This window comes from Pseudoalteromonas sp. AS84, from assembly GCF_038900255.1.
Lineage (GTDB): Bacteria > Pseudomonadota > Gammaproteobacteria > Enterobacterales > Alteromonadaceae > Pseudoalteromonas.
The window spans coordinates 167,871-184,302 of the sequence record NZ_JBBMQY010000003.1 but is presented as its reverse complement, the minus strand read 5'-3'; the positions used below and the strand labels follow the sequence as shown (position 1 = coordinate 184,302).

Sequence of the window (16,432 nt, the reverse complement as noted above, 5' to 3'; positions counted from 1 at the left end):
CATCATGAAACACACAATATGCTTTGGTGAAGTACTGGTTGATTTACTTTCAAATAAATTGAGCCAAAACAGCAACGAACACGAAGCGTTTACAAAGTTTGCAGGCGGTGCGCCTGCAAACGTAAGCGTTGCCATTGCAAAGCTAGGCGGTAATGCCTACTTTGCAGGAATGCTAAGCACTGATAGCTTTGGCGACTTTTTACATAATGCATTAAAAGAGCAAGGTGTAAAAACCGACTTTATGCGTTTTACCAACCAAGCAAAAACAGCTCTCGCGTTTGTATCACTTGATAACGACGGCGATCGCACATTTGAGTTTTACCGTGATAACACCGCCGATCTGCACTTTAGTAATAATGACTTTAGTCGCGAATGGTTTGAGCAATGCGATATTTTTCATATTTGCTCAAACACATTAACCGACGAAAACATCAGAAACACCACCGCTTACGGTGTTAAATTTGCAAAACAAAATAACTCAATTGTGAGCTTTGATATTAACTTGCGCCTTAATTTATGGCCAAGCAATGCCAACCCTCGCGAGCATATTTTACCGTTATTAAAAGACTGCTCAATTATTAAAGCCTCAAAAGAAGAGCTTGAATACTTAGCGGGTGAGCAATCGAGCGATGAGTTTATTGCCCAAACACTGAGTAACGGCTGTGAGCTATTTGTAGTTACCGATGCAGGCAACCCTATGCATTGGTATACAAAAAATGCCAAGCAAACGCTTCACCCTAAGAAGGTTACTATGGTTGATGCCACCGCTGCAGGAGATGCGTTTGTAGGTGGACTGCTGTATCAACTAGGCTTACAAAACCTGACACCCAGCTCTTTTAGCGAGCTTTGCAACACGCCCGAAACACTAACAACTATTTTTGAATTTGCTTCGTTATGTGGTGCCCATGCCGCATCTTACAAAGGGGCATTTAACTCCCTACCTAACCAAAAGTCTCTACACGATTTTAGGAGCGAACTATGAAAAGCACACCTGATAACTTTAAAAGCCGTGAATTTTTAACGCAGCACATTAGCGACACGTTAGCGTTTTACGAGCCAAACATCGACGACGAACACGGTGGTTTTTACCAAAACTTTTCTGATAATGGTGAGGTATTTGATAAACACACTCGCCATTTAGTAAGCTCTACCCGATTTGTATTTAACTATGCACGCGCGTATCAAATCTTTAATAACGAAAAATATCTTTCTCGTGTTAAATCAGGGATTGAGTTTATTCGTAAGCATCACCTTGTTGAGCAAACAGGCGGCTACAACTGGTTATTAAAAGTTGAAAACGGCCAAGCAACCGTACTTGATAACACTAACCATTGTTATGGTTTTGCGTTTGTTATTTTAGCCTACAGCTGGGCATACCGCGCAGGAGTTACAGAGGCGCGTGAATACCTCAACGATACATTTCAAACAATGGAAACACATTTTTGGGATGCAAAAGCCAGATTATATAAAGATCAACATAACAGCGACTTCACAAAATGTGATTCATACCGCGGCCAAAATGCCAATATGCATACGTGTGAAGCACTTATTGCCGCCTATGAAGCCACAAATGACGAAATATTTTTAAACCGTGCGCTCACACTTGCCGACAATATGGTTAATCGCCAAGCTAATTTAATGGGCGGATTAATCTGGGAGCATTACGATATAAATTGGCAGGTCGATTTAGAGTACAACAAAGACGATCCTAAAAATTTATTTCGTCCGTGGGGCTTTCAGCCTGGCCATCAAACAGAGTGGTCAAAACTACTAATGTTTTTAAATAAGCATAAACCACAAAAATGGCTTATTGAGCGCGCTCAAGCCTTATTTGATAACTCAATAGATGTAGCGTGGGATAAGCAGCACGGCGGTATTTGCTACGGTTTTGCCCCAGATAAAACAATTTGCGATGACGATAAATACTTCTGGGTTCAAGCCGAAACTCTGTGCTGCGCAGCCTATCTTTATCAAGCAACAGGGGATGAAAAATATCAGCAATGGTATGAAAAAATTTGGCAGTATTCGTGGCAGCATTTAGTTGATCATCAATACGGTGCGTGGTTTAGAATTTTAACCGCTGACAATAAAAAAATAGACACGATGAAAAGCCCAATAGGTAAAACTGATTACCATACAATGGGTGCCTGTTTTGATGTGCTCGAACTATTAAAGTAACTATGTAGTCATAACTTTTACAATATTGTGTAGACCTTTTAACCGCCAGTTTGGCGGTTTTTTTCTTAATGGGTGCCAAAATCACTGTACCACTTGTATCTTGAGGTTTTGGATGCAATCTCATCAGAGAAACAAACTCAGGCTAAAAAAACTGGTAAGGCTCGTAAACGCTCTGTTAGCACTGACTTGGAGAGAATTAAAGAAGATAAATCAAAAGAAAAAAGGCTAAAAGATAAATACCGACATGAGTTAGATGTTGCTAATCAAAGGCTAGATGAAGCATATGCAGAGCAAACAATGCTGTTAACTGCGATGATGAATTTTCTAGATATAGAAGATAGAATTAGATTATTACGAGAATCAAAACCTAAGATCGTTAGCATTAAATAGCTAGAGGTTATTAATAATTGCCGCTACATTGTAGGGAAAATATAAATGAAAAAGATAACAAGGAAGCAGCACTTCGTACCCAGGTGTTTACTTAAAAACTTTAGCTATAACGATGGTGCTATTAATATATTCGATTCAACTAGGAATAAGTTACGGCCATCTAATGTTGGAGCTGAACTATTCGAGAATAACTTCTATGATAAAGACAACACGATCGAAAATTTTTTGCGTGATTATATTGAAGGGCCAGGCGCTCAGGCTTTAAAAATAATTACAAGGGAAGTTGATGGACAATTGGATTTTGAAGGGCGAGTAGACCTTCTTCGGTTTATTTTAGTTCAATTAAGCCGTACACCAAATGCATATTCTTCCTCGCTAGATAATATTGACAATTATTTTAATGAATTAATAAATCAATTAGGTCAATTAAATGGTTTTGATAAAGAAGCTCTAGACGGTATAAAAGTTTCTTTTGATAACCCAAAATATTTTCTTCAACTGCAAACACTGGAAGCTGCGCTCAAAGTGCCTCTTCTCTTAGATTTAGAATGGCACATACTAATTAATGAAACAGCCACTGAGTTTGTGATATCAGATCATCCTGTGGTTCATTACAACTGGTATCTTCGTAACTTACACTCAATAGATATCAGTGGTTTGTCTAAATGTGGATTGCAAGTTTTCTTACCAATATCAAGCACTATTACCTTATGTTTATATGATAGTAAGATCTATAAAATGGGAGCTAAAAATAGTTCCTGTACCATAATTGAAAACTTACCAGATATACATCTGCTAAATGAACTTCAATTTAGGAGTCGAGGCTCATTTATTGTTTTTAGGTCTACAGATGACTCAAACTATGTTAAAAAAATGAGCGATAAGTTTCCAGCGAATAGCATTTATAGTAATACAGTAAAAGCCATAGCTCCCACAATTATTGGAAGGGAAGCTAAAAGTAAAATCACCCTCTGGCGTAAATCTTATATTTTTGATAGATGGTTGTCATTTTGCAAAGTTAAAAACAAGAAAAAAAGTCAGGATATAACCTGTTATGATCGAATACCTGAAGAATTAGCTAAACATGAACAATTCATTAAAGAAATGAGGTCAAAAAAAGAATAAAAATATGACTTATTTGCTTGTTTTTCAATCGCTATTTTATTGCTTTTATGACTTAAATTATGACTTTATTTTTAAGGAATAAAATACATTAAATTCAAGTGGTTAACTTTTAATCATATTTTAAATAATATTTTTTACCAAGGTTAAGGGGTGAAGCGATCACCCCAAGGTTACAAACTTTATTGTCTCTACACAACCTAAGCGTACTGCCCACAAGCAAATCCACAGCTCCAAGCATACTGGAAATTGTAGCCCCCAAGCCAGCCCGTTACGTCAGTTACTTCGCCTATAAAGTATAGGCCTTTAGCTTTTTTAGCTTCAAAGGTTTTTGAGCTCAACTCGTCGGTATCTACACCGCCCAATGTTACTTCTGCTGTTCTATAACCTTCTGTGCCATTGGGTTTAATTTGCCACGCATGAATGTAATTTACTAACTCATCTATTTGGGCATGTGTAAGCTGATTAATATTACAATCTGGTATCGCTTTGCTTTCGTGCAGTATTTCTATAAAGCGTTTAGGTAAAATAGTCGAAAGGCTGTTTTTTAGCGACTTTTGGGCTTGCGCTTCTCGCCAATCGGCAAGTTGCTGCCTTAAATTAATTTCAGGTAATAGGTTTATAGTAACAGCCTGCCCTGCTCGCCAAAATGAGCTTATTTGCAATATTGCAGGGCCCGATAACCCTCGGTGGGTAAAGAGGATATTTTCTTTAAATACAGTGCCGTCTTCGCTTGAAACTTCACAAGGAATACTAATTCCCGAGAGCCCTTCAAAACGCTCTTTATCGTGCTGATGCAAAGTAAACGGTACAAGTGCAGCCATAGTTGGTAATACACTTAATCCAAACTGCTCTGCAATTTTATAACCTATTGGTGTTGCACCTAGTTTTGGCATGGTTAAGCCACCTGATGCAATGACTAACGACTCACAGCTTAATGTTTCTTGCTCTGTGGTAACGCTATAGCCGATTTCGGTTTTTGATACGCTGATCACTTCGTTGCGTAGCTTTATATTTACCCCGGCCCACTCACATTCGGTCAGTAAAATATCAACAATGTCTTGTGCATTGTTATCGCAAAAAAGCTGACCTAGTGTTTTATGGTGATACGCCAAGCCATGCCTGTCCACCAGCTCAATAAAGTCATGCTGTGTATAACGACTTAAGCATGATTTAACAAAATGAGAGTTTGTGCATAAGTAGTTATCCGGGGTTGCATTTTCATTTGTAAAATTGCAACGCCCACCACCACTTATTAAAATTTTACGACCTGGTTTTTTCCCCATATCAAGTACTGTAACGCTTCGGCCACGGTATCCAGCTTGCGCTGCACACATTAATCCTGCTGCTCCCGCACCTATTACAATTACATCTACTTGGGTCATTTATTTATCTCATTAAAAAATTTGCTCGATTATAGCAAAATTTAATAGCTAACAGCGCAGCATTTGAATTATTAGTAATAACACAACAAAAATGCATCAGTAATAAGAGAGGAATAATTACCCGCACAAAAAAACAACCCTTTATACTTATTTTCAATTTATATGACAAATACTAAACAACGAGTAAACCGCTAAAAACCTGAGTTATAACCAAATGAAAGAGGTACATACTAAATTGATATTTTAACCTAATTAACAGATCGTTTACTTTTGTTCCCGCATCGTGATCTTAAATCACGAAATAATAAATAAAAATCTAGGGATAATTATGACAACAAGTAAAACTTTTAAAAGATGCGCAATTGCAATTACAGTTAGTACGCTTTTTGCAGCAACATCTGGCATGGCTCAATCGGTTTCAAGTTCAATGGCTGAAACATCAGCTAAGCTACAAAGCCAAGGCGGCTTTGAAACTCAGTTTATTATTAAATATAAAAATAATAACGAAATGGCGAGCCTCTCAACTGCTGACGCAAGCCCATCTAGCATGAAAAAGCGCGCACAGAGCTTTGTTAAAAACTTCGCTTCTAAAAAAGGCAAAGTAAAAGCAAAATATATTCGTGCAATGGCACTTAATAACCACCACGTAATGCGTGCTGATAAAAAATTAAGTACAGCAGAAGCGCAAGAGTTTATGCAAGAAATGGTTGATTCTGGCAATGTTGAATACATTGAAGTGGATCAAATGTTAAAGCCGTTTTCAACGCCTAACGACCCTCGCTTTGATGACCAATGGCATTACTACGAGCAAGCCGGTGGTTTAAATTTACCGACCGCTTGGGATACCGCAACGGGTAGCGGTGTAGTTGTAGCTGTACTAGATACGGGTTACCGCCCACATGCCGATTTAAATGCTAACATTTTACCGGGTTACGATATGATCTCTAACCTATCGGTAGCAAACGATGGCGGTGGTCGCGATAGCGATGCACGTGATCCGGGTGATGCTGTTGCAGCAAACGAGTGTGGTACTAACGGTGCACAAAATTCTAGCTGGCATGGTACACATGTAGCCGGCACTGTTGCTGCGGTAACCAATAACGGCGAAGGCGTGGCAGGCGTAGCTTATAATGCAAAAGTAGTGCCTGTTCGTGTGCTTGGTAAGTGTGGTGGTTTAACCTCTGATATTGCAGACGGTATTATTTGGGCATCTGGTGGGAGTGTTTCAGGCATTCCGGCAAACTCAAACCCTGCAGATGTAATTAATATGAGTTTAGGTGGCAGCGGTTCATGTAGCTCTACAACTCAAAATGCAATTAATACCGCGCGTAGTAACGGCACTGTAGTAGTTATTGCTGCAGGTAACGATAACGATAACTCGGCAAACTACAACCCAGGTAACTGTAATGGTGTAGTAAACGTAGCATCAGTAGGCCGTAATGGCGGCCGAGCTTATTACTCAAACTACGGTAGCAATATTGATGTTGCAGCACCGGGCGGCGCGCAAAGCTTTGCAAACGACTCAGAAGGTGTTTTATCAACTTACAATTCAGGTTCGTCTACACCTTCAAGCGACAGTTACGGTTATTCGCAAGGTACATCAATGGCTGCGCCTCACGTAGCAGGTGTTGCGGCACTTATTAAGCAAGCAAAGCCAGATGCAACGCCTGATGAAATAGAAAGTATTTTAAAGTCGACAACCCGTTCGTTCCCTGCGACATGTACTAGCTGTGGTACGGGTATTGTTGATGCAGCCGCAGCTGTTGCAGCAGCAAGTGGCGGCACTACCCCGCCTACAGGTGGCGATAGCGAGCTTATTAATGGTGAAGCTAAAACAGGTTTAAGTGGGGCTGCGAACGCACAAGCATTTTACACGATGACAGTGCCAAGCGGTGCTACTAACGTAACATTCACTATGAGTGGTGGTACTGGTGATGCTGATTTATACGTACGTGCGGGCAGCAAACCTACAACAACTACCTATGACTGTCGCCCTTATAAAGGCGGTAATAGCGAAGAGTGTTCTATTGATAACCCTACAGCAGGAACTTACCACGTAATGCTTAACGGCTACTCTGCGTATTCAGCTGTGAGCTTGGTGGGTAATATTACTGGTGGTTCATCATCTGGTGGCGGTTCAGGTACTCCACAAGCTGGCGGCGGCACTATAAGCGATGTGACAGCCAATACTGGTCAGTGGAAACATTACACGTTAGATGTACCTGCAGGAATGAGTACGTTTACAGTAACAACGTCAGGTGGAAGTGGCGATGCAGACTTATTTGTAAAATATGGCAGCCAACCAACAACCACTACGTACGATTGTCGCCCTTATAAAAATGGCAACGCAGAAACATGTACATTTACCAATCCACAAGCAGGTACTTGGCACTTAAGCGTGAATGCTTATAGCACTTTCTCTGGTTTAACACTTAGCGGGCAGTACCAGCCGTAATTTAAAGTTTAAACCGTAAATAAAAAAACCGATGTTGTTTCCAACATCGGTTTTTAAATAGTAAGTAGCTGATTAATTAAAGCTAAAACCTACACTTTATTACTGTTATAACTTCTCTAGTACTGATTCTGCACGGCTTACAACAAACTCTTTGTCTTGCTCTACAAATAAACCAGTTACGACTGCATTTTCAATAATCATAGCGTAACGCGTTGAGCGTACACCACCAAAACTAGCGGTATCCTTATCAAGCCCTAACGATTTAGTGAAACTACCATCGCCATCAGCAAGCATTGCTATTTCTTGCGCGTTTTGCGAGTCGCCCCATGCTTTCATAACAAATGCATCATTAACAGATACACAGTAAATAGCATCAACACCTTTTGCTTTAATTTTATCAGCAAGAGTAATAAACTCAGGCAAATGGGCATTTGAACACGTTGGTGTAAATGCACCTGGTACTGCAAATAACACGACTTTTTTGCCTTCAAATAACTCTTTATTTGTAAGAGATTGCATACCGTCGTCAGTTAATTGCGTTAACGTAACCGATGGTAGCTCTTGGCCTTGCTCAATCATGGTGGTTCCTTTAAAAGATCAATACAGAATAAGTAACAATCATACTACGTAACCTATTACAGTGTAGATAAAGTGTAACTAACTTAGTAACTCAGGGTAGTCTAGCAAAGGTTTATAGACTGAGTTCACTACATTTTATGAAAACTATTTTAGCTTCTATAGTTTTCATAAAATTTATTGCTCTGTAGTTAAGGTAAATTCAAATCGTTTATAAAGCGAGAAAAGTCATTACCTAACTTTTTATCCCGCATGCTGTACTCTACAATTGCTTTTAAATAACCCAACTTATCTCCGCAATCGTGAGAGCGACCACTCATATGAAATGCTTCAACGGTTTCTTGCGCCATTAATACGTCAATAGAGTCTGTAAGTTGTATTTCACCGCCAGCACCTACAGTCGTTTTTGCGAGTAGAGGCCAAATATTCTTACTCAGTACATATCGCCCTACAACAGCAAGGTTTGAAGGTGCCAAGTCTGCATCAGGTTTCTCAACCATCGCTTTAATTGCAGCACTTTTACCTGGCATTAACTCAACACCGTTTATATCAGCAATACCATATTTACTAACGTCTTCTTTAGCTACTGGCTCAAGCATTATTTGACTTGCTTGAGTTTCTTTAAAGCGTTTAATCATGGCCGCTAAGTTTTCAGTTTCTTGATCGGCAGTATAAGCATCAAGTATCACATCTGGCAGGAGCACTACAAAGTTGTCGTCACCTACTATTGGCTTAGCACACAAAATAGCATGCCCTAGCCCTTTAGCTTCACCTTGGCGAACACTCATAATAGTTACGTCAGGCGGACAAATAGAGCGAATCTCATCTAATAAAGCACGTTTAACACGCTTTTCAAGAGTAGCTTCTAGCTCATAACTTGTATCAAAATGGTTTTCGATTGCATTTTTAGAGCTATGCGTCACTAATACAATATCTTTAATACCAGCAGACACACATTCGCTGACAATATATTGGATAAGTGGTTTATCGACTATTGGGAGCATTTCTTTTGGAATAGCTTTTGTCATAGGGAGCATTCTTGTCCCTAAGCCAGCCACTGGAATTACAGCTTTCATATCTATCCTTAGTGATTAAGTTTGTAAATAAACTAGCAGATACAAAATAGATACCAGCTGAATAAAGTTACCTCTTTTGAAGAAGTAAATTTGAAGCTGCTTTTAAAGTGAAGACTCTACACTTTGGGAATATAAAATAGATAGGTAAATAGTGAACTTATTAATAATTTTGTTAGGAAGTGAGATTAGATTAGCTAAGAGAAACAAGTCTAGGTTTGTTATTAATAATAAACCTAGACCAATCAATTTTTCAACAATACTTATTGGAAGTAGAGCTGTAAAATCTATTTATGATTAAAGACCAGCGCGATCTTTAATTACTGCAATAAGTGGTGAGCTGGCAAAGTTGCCTTCAGCCCAAGCAATGTCGGCACCATCTGTTAAAGCACTTTTTGATAAGTTTTTAACTATATACTCACCTGTATCTACTGCATTACTCGCAACGGCATGACGTAGTAAGTTATTACCATTACATTGTACTGCATCGTAGATATTACGAATTTTTACGCGAGAGCTTTTAAGCTTACTACGTAATCGGTTTTTATCATCAGCAGCAATGTACTCACAAATAGATACCGCTAATTGATCTTCAGCATTTGCTGGTGCTGTATACGACAACGAACTTACAGCGACAACAGCAGTAAGTGCAACTAGCTTTGGTAATTTAAACATGACAAACCCTTTATAATACTTTGTTCTTACATAGACTATCGAATATTATATCAATCTATCAAAAATTACGCAATAATGTTAATGTTCTTTATATAAAGTTACGAATTTATAACTAGATTTGTTCTTATCATCTGGAAGGTTTTCTTGCTCTTCTTTTATATTCCAATTTGCGATTTTATTGTAATCAGGAAACTGCGTATCGCCATTAACATCTAAATCAATAAAAGTTAAATACAAGCGATCTGCTTTCGGTAAAAATTGCTCATAAATATTACCACCACCAATAATCATCACTTCTTCTACATCACAAACTAGATTTAATGCATCCTCTGGGGTGGTTACAGTTTCAATACCCTCTGCAGAATATTCGCTGTTTCGAGTAATAATAATATTACGACGCCCAGGTAAAGGACGGCCTATTGACTCAAACGTTTTGCGACCCATGATCACAGGTTTACCCGTAGTTACTTTTTTAAAATGCTGAAGATCTGCTGGTAAATGCCATGGCATTTTATTATCTAGGCCAATTACACGGTTATTTGCCATTGCTGCAATCATTGAAATTATCATAATAAACACCTAGTACTTTATTCTTAAACAAAGAAAAAGGAGCATAAGCTCCTTTTTAATAAATTCTATTTAATTAACGCTCGTAGACTACTTCTACGTCGTAATCATCTTCATCCCAGTCGTCCCAATCATCATCATTGCCCTTACCTTTAGTGGCTTTTTCATGATAGGTATCCCACTTGAATTCAACTTCTTCATCTTCAACTTGTACAAACTTCTCTTTAGGCATGCTATCGAGAAGCGTCATTATGTTGTGGATTAAAGGTTGAGTATTAAGTTTATTAATTGCAGAGATGTGATAAATATTTTCAGTTTCGCCCAGTTCTTCTGCAATCGCTTCGCATAGCGCTTTTGCTTCGTCTTCTGGTAATAAATCTATTTTATTAAACACTAACCAGCGTGGCTTTTCAGCTAATTTAGGGCTGTATTGGTGTAGCTCGTTAATAATCGAGAATGCATTATCAACAGGGTTTGAACCATCTACCGGCATTACATCAATAATGTGTAATAACACACGACAACGCTCTAAATGCTTCAAGAAGCGAATACCAAGGCCTGCACCATCAGATGCACCTTCAATTAGACCTGGAATATCGGCTATAACAAACGATTTATTTGCTTCAGGACGTACCACACCTAAATTAGGGATAAGCGTCGTGAATGGGTAATCAGCTACTTTTGGTCTAGCTGCAGATACACTGCGGATAAACGTAGATTTACCTGCATTTGGTAATCCGAGTAAGCCTACATCAGCTAATAATAGTAACTCTAATTTTAAGTTACGTACTTCACCAGGTGTGCCCAATGTTTTTTGACGAGGTGCTCGGTTAGTACTTGATTTAAAACGTGCATTCCCCAAGCCGTGGAAACCACCTTTTGCAACCAAAATTCGTTGACCATGTTGAGTTAAGTCGCCAAGTCCCTCTTGGGTATCAACATCCATGATGCGTGTGCCTACAGGCACCATAACAAATAAGTCGTCGGCTTTTCGGCCTGTACAGTTACGGCTACGACCGTTAGTGCCACGTTCAGCCCTATGGAAACGCTCAAACTGATAATCAATGAGGGTATTTAAGTTTTCATCAGCTTGTAGATAAACACTACCACCGTCTCCACCGTCACCGCCGTCTGGTCCACCATCTGGAACATATTTTTCACGACGGAAAGACACGATGCCGCTGCCACCGTCTCCAGCTTCTGCGCGAATTTCTACTTCATCTACAAACTTCATGATTACTCACTTTAGGGATTGGCTTGTTTAATAACTCTATTATATACCCAAGCCAACACAAATGCAGGCTTGGGTATATATTTTGACTGACTACAAAACAAAAAACCCCGCAAAGGCGGGGTTTTTAACTACCTTACTGATTACTCAGTTACGATAGTTACGTATTTACGGTTTAAAGGACCTTTTTGTTCAAACTGAACTTTACCATCTGCTTTTGCGAAGATAGTGTGGTCTTTACCGATACCTACGTTAGTACCAGGGTGGAAACGAGTTCCACGCTGACGAACAATGATGCTACCCGCTAGAACTGATTCGCCACCAAAACGCTTAACACCTAGGCGTTTGCTTTCTGAATCGCGACCGTTACGAGTACTACCAGCTGCTTTTTTATGTGCCATTTCTAAGTACCTCTAATTAAGCGCTAATGCTAGTGATTTTAACTTCAGTGAACCATTGACGATGGCCCATTTGCTTACGAGAATGCTTACGGCGTCTAAATTTAACAACCTTAATCTTCTCACCGCGACCATGTGAAACAACCTCAGCTGTTATCTTGCCACCGTTTACGAACGGTACACCGATCTCGATCTTCTCACCATCAGCAACTAAAAGTACTGAATCAAATTCTACTGCCGCACCAGTTTCAACGTCTAATTTTTCAAGACGAATCGTTTGACCTTCAGTCACACGATGCTGTTTACCACCACTTTGGAAAACCGCGTACATAATTAACTCCGTCTGTGCACCCTCAAATCGGCGCAACTAAAATATTCTTCGATAGGGCGCGAAGTTTACGCTAACGCGAAATAACTAGCAAGCCTATTTTGTAATTAAAATGAATAAAAAGTAGCTGCTTTGAGAGCAATTCAATATTTACCCCATTTTATATTAATTAGCCCTTTTGCCAAGCGCTTTTTAACTCTTAGTCGAAATAAATTAATGTACTCAAATATGACCCTCACAGCTTAATATCTAAGCACACCACAAACTGTATATTGATTATCAATTAATCAGTTATCTTGGCCAATTCAGTCTAAATTAAGTACTTTAATAGTGTTTTTTCAATCAATCGTCACAAAATATCGAGCTAGTGCATTTTTTGTTGTACAATCTGCGCCGTTCACACATAAAAATTGGCTCGGAGATCAATGGATATAAAAGCTATCCAGGCGTTAATCGAAAGCGATATGAATGACGTCAATCAACTTATACATGCGCAAATGCGCTCAGATGTGGCGTTAGTTAATCAGCTTGGTTTATATATAGTTAGCAGTGGCGGCAAACGCGTTCGTCCAATGCTGGCGATTTTAGCAGCCAAAGCGCTCGGTTATCAGGGTAAAGATCACATAACACTTGCAACAATTGTTGAGTTTATTCATACAGCAACGCTATTGCATGATGATGTTGTAGATGAATCAAACTTACGACGTGGCACGCCTACAGCAAATGCTGAATTTGGTAATGCTGCTAGCGTATTGGTTGGTGACTTTATTTACACTCGTTCATTTCAGCTTATGGTTGGCCTTGGCAAAATGCAGGTTATGCAAGTACTTGCCGATGCAACAAACATTATTGCTGAAGGTGAAGTATTGCAATTAATGAACTGCAACGACCCAGACACTACCGAAGCCAGTTATATGCAGGTTATTTACTCTAAAACAGCTAAGTTGTTTGAAGCAGCGACAGGGCTTGCTGCCATTATTACTGAGCAAGATCAAAGTACTCTCGATGCACTAAACCTGTACGGTATGCATTTAGGTACTGCATTTCAGTTAGTGGATGACGTACTTGATTACAATGCAGATGCTGAACAATTGGGTAAAAACATTGGTGATGATTTAGCTGAAGGCAAACCAACGCTTCCACTTATTTATGCCATGCAACATGGTAGCGCGCAGCAAACACAGCTTATTCGTGATGCAATAGAGCACAGTAATGGTATGGAGCATTTAGAAGAGATTTTATCAGCACTAAAGCAAACTAATGCGCTTGAATTTACAATGCAAAAAGCTGAGCTTGAAGCTGACAAAGCTATTGCGTGTTTAGACTTTTTAGCTGAGTCTGACTATAAGCAAGCACTTATAAGCCTTGCACGTATTGCGGTTGACCGCGACCACTAGTTTTAACTAGTTACACAGTGTGAAATTAATTCTGAGCAATAAAAAAGCCTGCAAATGCAGGCTTTTTTGTTGCTTAAATTGGCTATTACGCCATGAAATCAACACCTTCTTTGATGTCTTTTTTCAGTGTTTCAAGCATGTCATTTTTTGCTTTTGTTTCAAATGCGCTTAGTTCGCCGTAAGAAAGAATTTCTTCTACGCCGTTTTTACCTAAACGTACTGGATGAGCAAAGTACTCTGCATCGCCATTTTCAACAGCAACATAAGCGTAATCTACCACTTCTTCACCCTGTAGGCCTTTAACTAAAGACATACAAAAACGAGCAGCAGCTGCGCCCATTGATAATGTAGCTGAACCGCCACCGGCTTTAGCATTTACAACTTCAGTACCCGCATTTTGGATACGTGGAGTAAGTGCAGCAACTTCTTCATCAGTGAAAGAAACACCTTCAACTTGAGAAAGTAGAGGAAGAATAGTTGTGCCTGAGTGACCGCCAATTACTGGTACTTTAACAGTTGCTACGTCTACGCCTTTAAGTTCAGCAACAAATGCCTCTGAACGAATAACGTCAAGCGTAGTAATACCGAATACGCGTTTAGCGTCGTAAGTACCTGCTTTTTTGAATACTTCAGCAACAATTGGAACTGTGCCATTTACTGGGTTAGTAATAATACCTACTAACGCTTTAGGACAGCTAGCAACAATGCCTTCTGCTAAAGTTTTGATGATGCCAGCATTTACATTAAATAAATCAGCACGATCCATACCTGGTTTACGTGGCATACCCGCTGGGATAAGAACGATATCAGAGCCTTCAAGCGCTTTGTTTAATTCGTCTGCGCCAAAGCCTGCTACTTTAACATCTGTTGGGATGTGAGAAAGGTCAACCGCAACACCTGGTACTACTGGTGCAACATCATAAAGTGATAATTCAGAGCCAGCTGGTAAGCCTGTTTTTAATAATAAAGATAACGCTTGGCCGATACCGCCTGCAGCACCTAATACAGCAACTTTCATTGGAATTCTCCGTAATTTGAGGTAGGAAACATTTGTGGCTCTTAAGATAATGAAATTAGCGACTAAAAACAAATTTATCCTGTCTATTTCAAGTATATTTTCGACCATAGTCGTAAACTTTTGTGATTTAACGCATCAAACTGGCAAGTTAACTAAACAACTGCTGCATAATTATTCATTTTTGTGTAGAATTTGCAGCATAAATAACAAAAACGAATAAAGACTATGCAACCACAAGATAAACAAGAAGCACTGGTAAAAGCATTTAAATCACTATTAAAAGAAGAAAATTTTGGCTCTCAAGGCGAAATAGTTGATGCGTTAAAAGATCAAGGCTTTGACAATATAAGCCAAAGTAAAGTATCACGCATGTTAAGTAAATTTGGCGCTGTACGCACACGTAATGCCAAGCAAGAAATGGTTTACTGCTTACCTGCTGAAATGGGTGTACCTACGGCTAAAAGCCCATTACGCCAATTAGTAATCGACATTATGCACAACGAAATGATGATCATTATTCGTACCAGCCCAGGTGCTGCTCAGCTTATTGCGCGTTTATTAGATTCATTAGGTAAAGCAGATGGCGTACTAGGAACAATTGCAGGCGACGATACTATTTTTATCGCTCCTGCTAAAATATCTGAAATAGATGTAACACTTGAACGTGTTCGCATTTTATTTGATACGGTTTAATAGCAAACTAAATTTGTTTTAAAAACCCGACTGAAGGCGCAAAGAAAGCAGAACCCATATCGGCTTGAGTAAAATCAAGCCAGTGGTCGTAACAATCCCCTCCCCCTAAACGACTATTAAGTACTTTTTCAAATGCGGTACCCGTACAAGCGCATGTAATTGATAACATTCCCTGCTCATACACATCGCCATAAGGCATGCTCTGATTTAATAGTAGCGGTTGTCCGTCTTCGTCTTTTAGCTCACTTCGCGAAGCATGGCTGGTTTCAATTGCGGGGGTAATTAGTGTGTTATCAAGGCGCGTACGCCCCATTATTTGTTCTTGCTCGCTCAATGATAAGTGCTGCCACATAGTTAAGTCATGCTTATAACGCTGTACATGAATATAACTTCCCTGATCTTCAAAATTACCAGGGTTACTAATTAAAGCCGTAGCGCGCTTTTTTCTTCCATGAGCTGTATCGCCACCATAAATAAAACCATTAAAATCACGACCATCTAAAAAGCGAAAATTACGAATTTGCTCCACCAGCTCAACATCGGGGGCAAATAATTTTAAAACTTGCAGCGCAAATAAATGGTTAACGTCTTCACGGTCAGAGCGAATTTGCACAAATAAATCGCACGGTTGTACGCTCATTTGATGATCGCTATGGTTTATATTAGGAAAGCTCTGTAATTCGCTTGGGATGTATTCAGGGAGGATATGCGGCCAATATTGCGCACCGATAGCAACCATACAAGAGAGCATTGATTCTGAAAATTGATCGCTAAACTCTTCTTCAATGGCGCTTACTTGTTTTAACTTTGCGCGAAGTGATTCATCTTGACCATCAAACACATTAAAAAATAAGTGCAAACCGTGTAAGTTTGCTTCAGCACAAATCCCTGATTGCGCTTGCGCCATTGTTATTCCTTAGTTTTACAGATAAAAACACAGCGAATA

The 16,432-nt window shown here is 39.4% G+C and carries 17 protein-coding genes; 7 read left to right on the top strand and 10 right to left on the bottom strand.

Going from position 1 to position 16,432, the window contains the following annotated elements:
- Positions 1–4 precede the first annotated feature (4 nt).
- From WNY79_RS05075 to WNY79_RS05060, 4 genes are all read left to right on the top strand, one after another.
- Complete coding sequence (locus tag WNY79_RS05075; RefSeq protein WP_342875310.1) at positions 5–982, top strand: carbohydrate kinase; 978 nt, start codon at positions 5–7, stop codon at positions 980–982.
- Positions 979–2,178 (top strand): AGE family epimerase/isomerase, encoded by a 1,200-nt coding sequence (locus tag WNY79_RS05070; RefSeq protein WP_342875309.1) that lies wholly within the window; start codon positions 979–981, stop codon positions 2,176–2,178. The genes WNY79_RS05075 and WNY79_RS05070 overlap by 4 nt, the downstream gene beginning before the upstream one ends.
- A 108-nt stretch (positions 2,179–2,286) precedes the next feature.
- Positions 2,287–2,568 carry a hypothetical protein gene (locus WNY79_RS05065; protein WP_133120271.1) on the top strand — a complete coding sequence of 94 codons (282 nt, stop codon included), beginning with the start codon at positions 2,287–2,289 and terminating at the stop codon, positions 2,566–2,568.
- 45 nt (positions 2,569–2,613) lie between these two features.
- Positions 2,614–3,693, top strand: a complete 1,080-nt coding sequence (locus WNY79_RS05060; RefSeq protein WP_024608050.1) for a DUF4238 domain-containing protein — start codon at positions 2,614–2,616, stop codon at positions 3,691–3,693.
- Positions 3,694–3,890: 197 nt separating this feature from the next.
- On the opposite strand, the gene WNY79_RS05055 is transcribed toward WNY79_RS05060, so the two are convergent.
- Positions 3,891–5,075, bottom strand: coding sequence for an NAD(P)/FAD-dependent oxidoreductase (locus WNY79_RS05055; RefSeq protein ID WP_342875308.1), 1,185 nt, complete (start codon positions 5,073–5,075; stop codon positions 3,891–3,893).
- A 328-nt stretch (positions 5,076–5,403) separates the two neighbouring features.
- Between WNY79_RS05055 and WNY79_RS05050 the strand changes: the two genes are divergently transcribed.
- Positions 5,404–7,530, top strand: coding sequence for a S8 family peptidase (locus WNY79_RS05050; protein WP_342875307.1), 2,127 nt, complete (start codon positions 5,404–5,406; stop codon positions 7,528–7,530).
- 105 nt (positions 7,531–7,635) lie between these two features.
- Here the strand turns inward: WNY79_RS05050 and WNY79_RS05045 are convergent, their stop codons facing one another.
- The 7 genes from WNY79_RS05045 to rplU form a co-directional block, all read right to left on the bottom strand.
- Entirely contained in the window at positions 7,636–8,109 is a 474-nt protein-coding gene (locus WNY79_RS05045) for a peroxiredoxin (protein WP_076925047.1), read from the bottom strand.
- 188 nt (positions 8,110–8,297) lie between these two features.
- Positions 8,298–9,182, bottom strand: a complete 885-nt coding sequence (galU, locus tag WNY79_RS05040; RefSeq protein WP_342875306.1) for a UTP--glucose-1-phosphate uridylyltransferase GalU — start codon at positions 9,180–9,182, stop codon at positions 8,298–8,300.
- A gap of 294 nt (positions 9,183–9,476) precedes the next feature.
- The gene (locus tag WNY79_RS05035) at positions 9,477–9,854 is read right to left on the bottom strand and encodes a DUF3718 domain-containing protein (RefSeq protein ID WP_024608314.1); all 378 of its coding nucleotides are present in this window, start codon (positions 9,852–9,854) and stop codon (positions 9,477–9,479) included.
- A 78-nt stretch (positions 9,855–9,932) separates the two neighbouring features.
- Positions 9,933–10,424, bottom strand: a complete 492-nt coding sequence (gene folA, locus WNY79_RS05030; RefSeq protein ID WP_076925045.1) for a type 3 dihydrofolate reductase — start codon at positions 10,422–10,424, stop codon at positions 9,933–9,935.
- Positions 10,425–10,497: 73 nt separating this feature from the next.
- Positions 10,498–11,655 (bottom strand): Obg family GTPase CgtA, encoded by a 1,158-nt coding sequence (cgtA, locus tag WNY79_RS05025; RefSeq protein WP_024604542.1) that lies wholly within the window; start codon positions 11,653–11,655, stop codon positions 10,498–10,500.
- Between the two features lie 140 nt (positions 11,656–11,795).
- Positions 11,796–12,053, bottom strand: coding sequence for a 50S ribosomal protein L27 (rpmA, locus tag WNY79_RS05020; RefSeq protein ID WP_002957747.1), 258 nt, complete (start codon positions 12,051–12,053; stop codon positions 11,796–11,798).
- Positions 12,054–12,069: 16 nt separating this feature from the next.
- Positions 12,070–12,381, bottom strand: a complete 312-nt coding sequence (gene rplU, locus WNY79_RS05015; RefSeq protein WP_002957748.1) for a 50S ribosomal protein L21 — start codon at positions 12,379–12,381, stop codon at positions 12,070–12,072.
- Positions 12,382–12,803: 422 nt separating this feature from the next.
- On the opposite strand from rplU, the gene ispB reads away from it, so the two are divergent.
- On the top strand, positions 12,804–13,775 hold the full coding sequence (ispB, locus tag WNY79_RS05010) for an octaprenyl diphosphate synthase (protein WP_342875305.1): 972 nt from the start codon (positions 12,804–12,806) through the stop codon (positions 13,773–13,775).
- 85 nt (positions 13,776–13,860) lie between these two features.
- On the opposite strand, the gene mdh is transcribed toward ispB, so the two are convergent.
- Positions 13,861–14,793 (bottom strand): malate dehydrogenase, encoded by a 933-nt coding sequence (mdh, locus tag WNY79_RS05005; protein WP_007586102.1) that lies wholly within the window; start codon positions 14,791–14,793, stop codon positions 13,861–13,863.
- A gap of 225 nt (positions 14,794–15,018) precedes the next feature.
- Here mdh and argR point away from each other — a divergent pair, with 225 nt between their 5' ends.
- Positions 15,019–15,486, top strand: a complete 468-nt coding sequence (gene argR, locus WNY79_RS05000) for a transcriptional regulator ArgR (protein WP_002957753.1) — start codon at positions 15,019–15,021, stop codon at positions 15,484–15,486.
- 7 nt (positions 15,487–15,493) lie between these two features.
- Here the strand turns inward: argR and WNY79_RS04995 are convergent, their stop codons facing one another.
- On the bottom strand, positions 15,494–16,393 hold the full coding sequence (locus tag WNY79_RS04995; RefSeq protein WP_342875304.1) for a Dyp-type peroxidase: 900 nt from the start codon (positions 16,391–16,393) through the stop codon (positions 15,494–15,496).
- Positions 16,394–16,432: the final 39 nt, after the last annotated feature.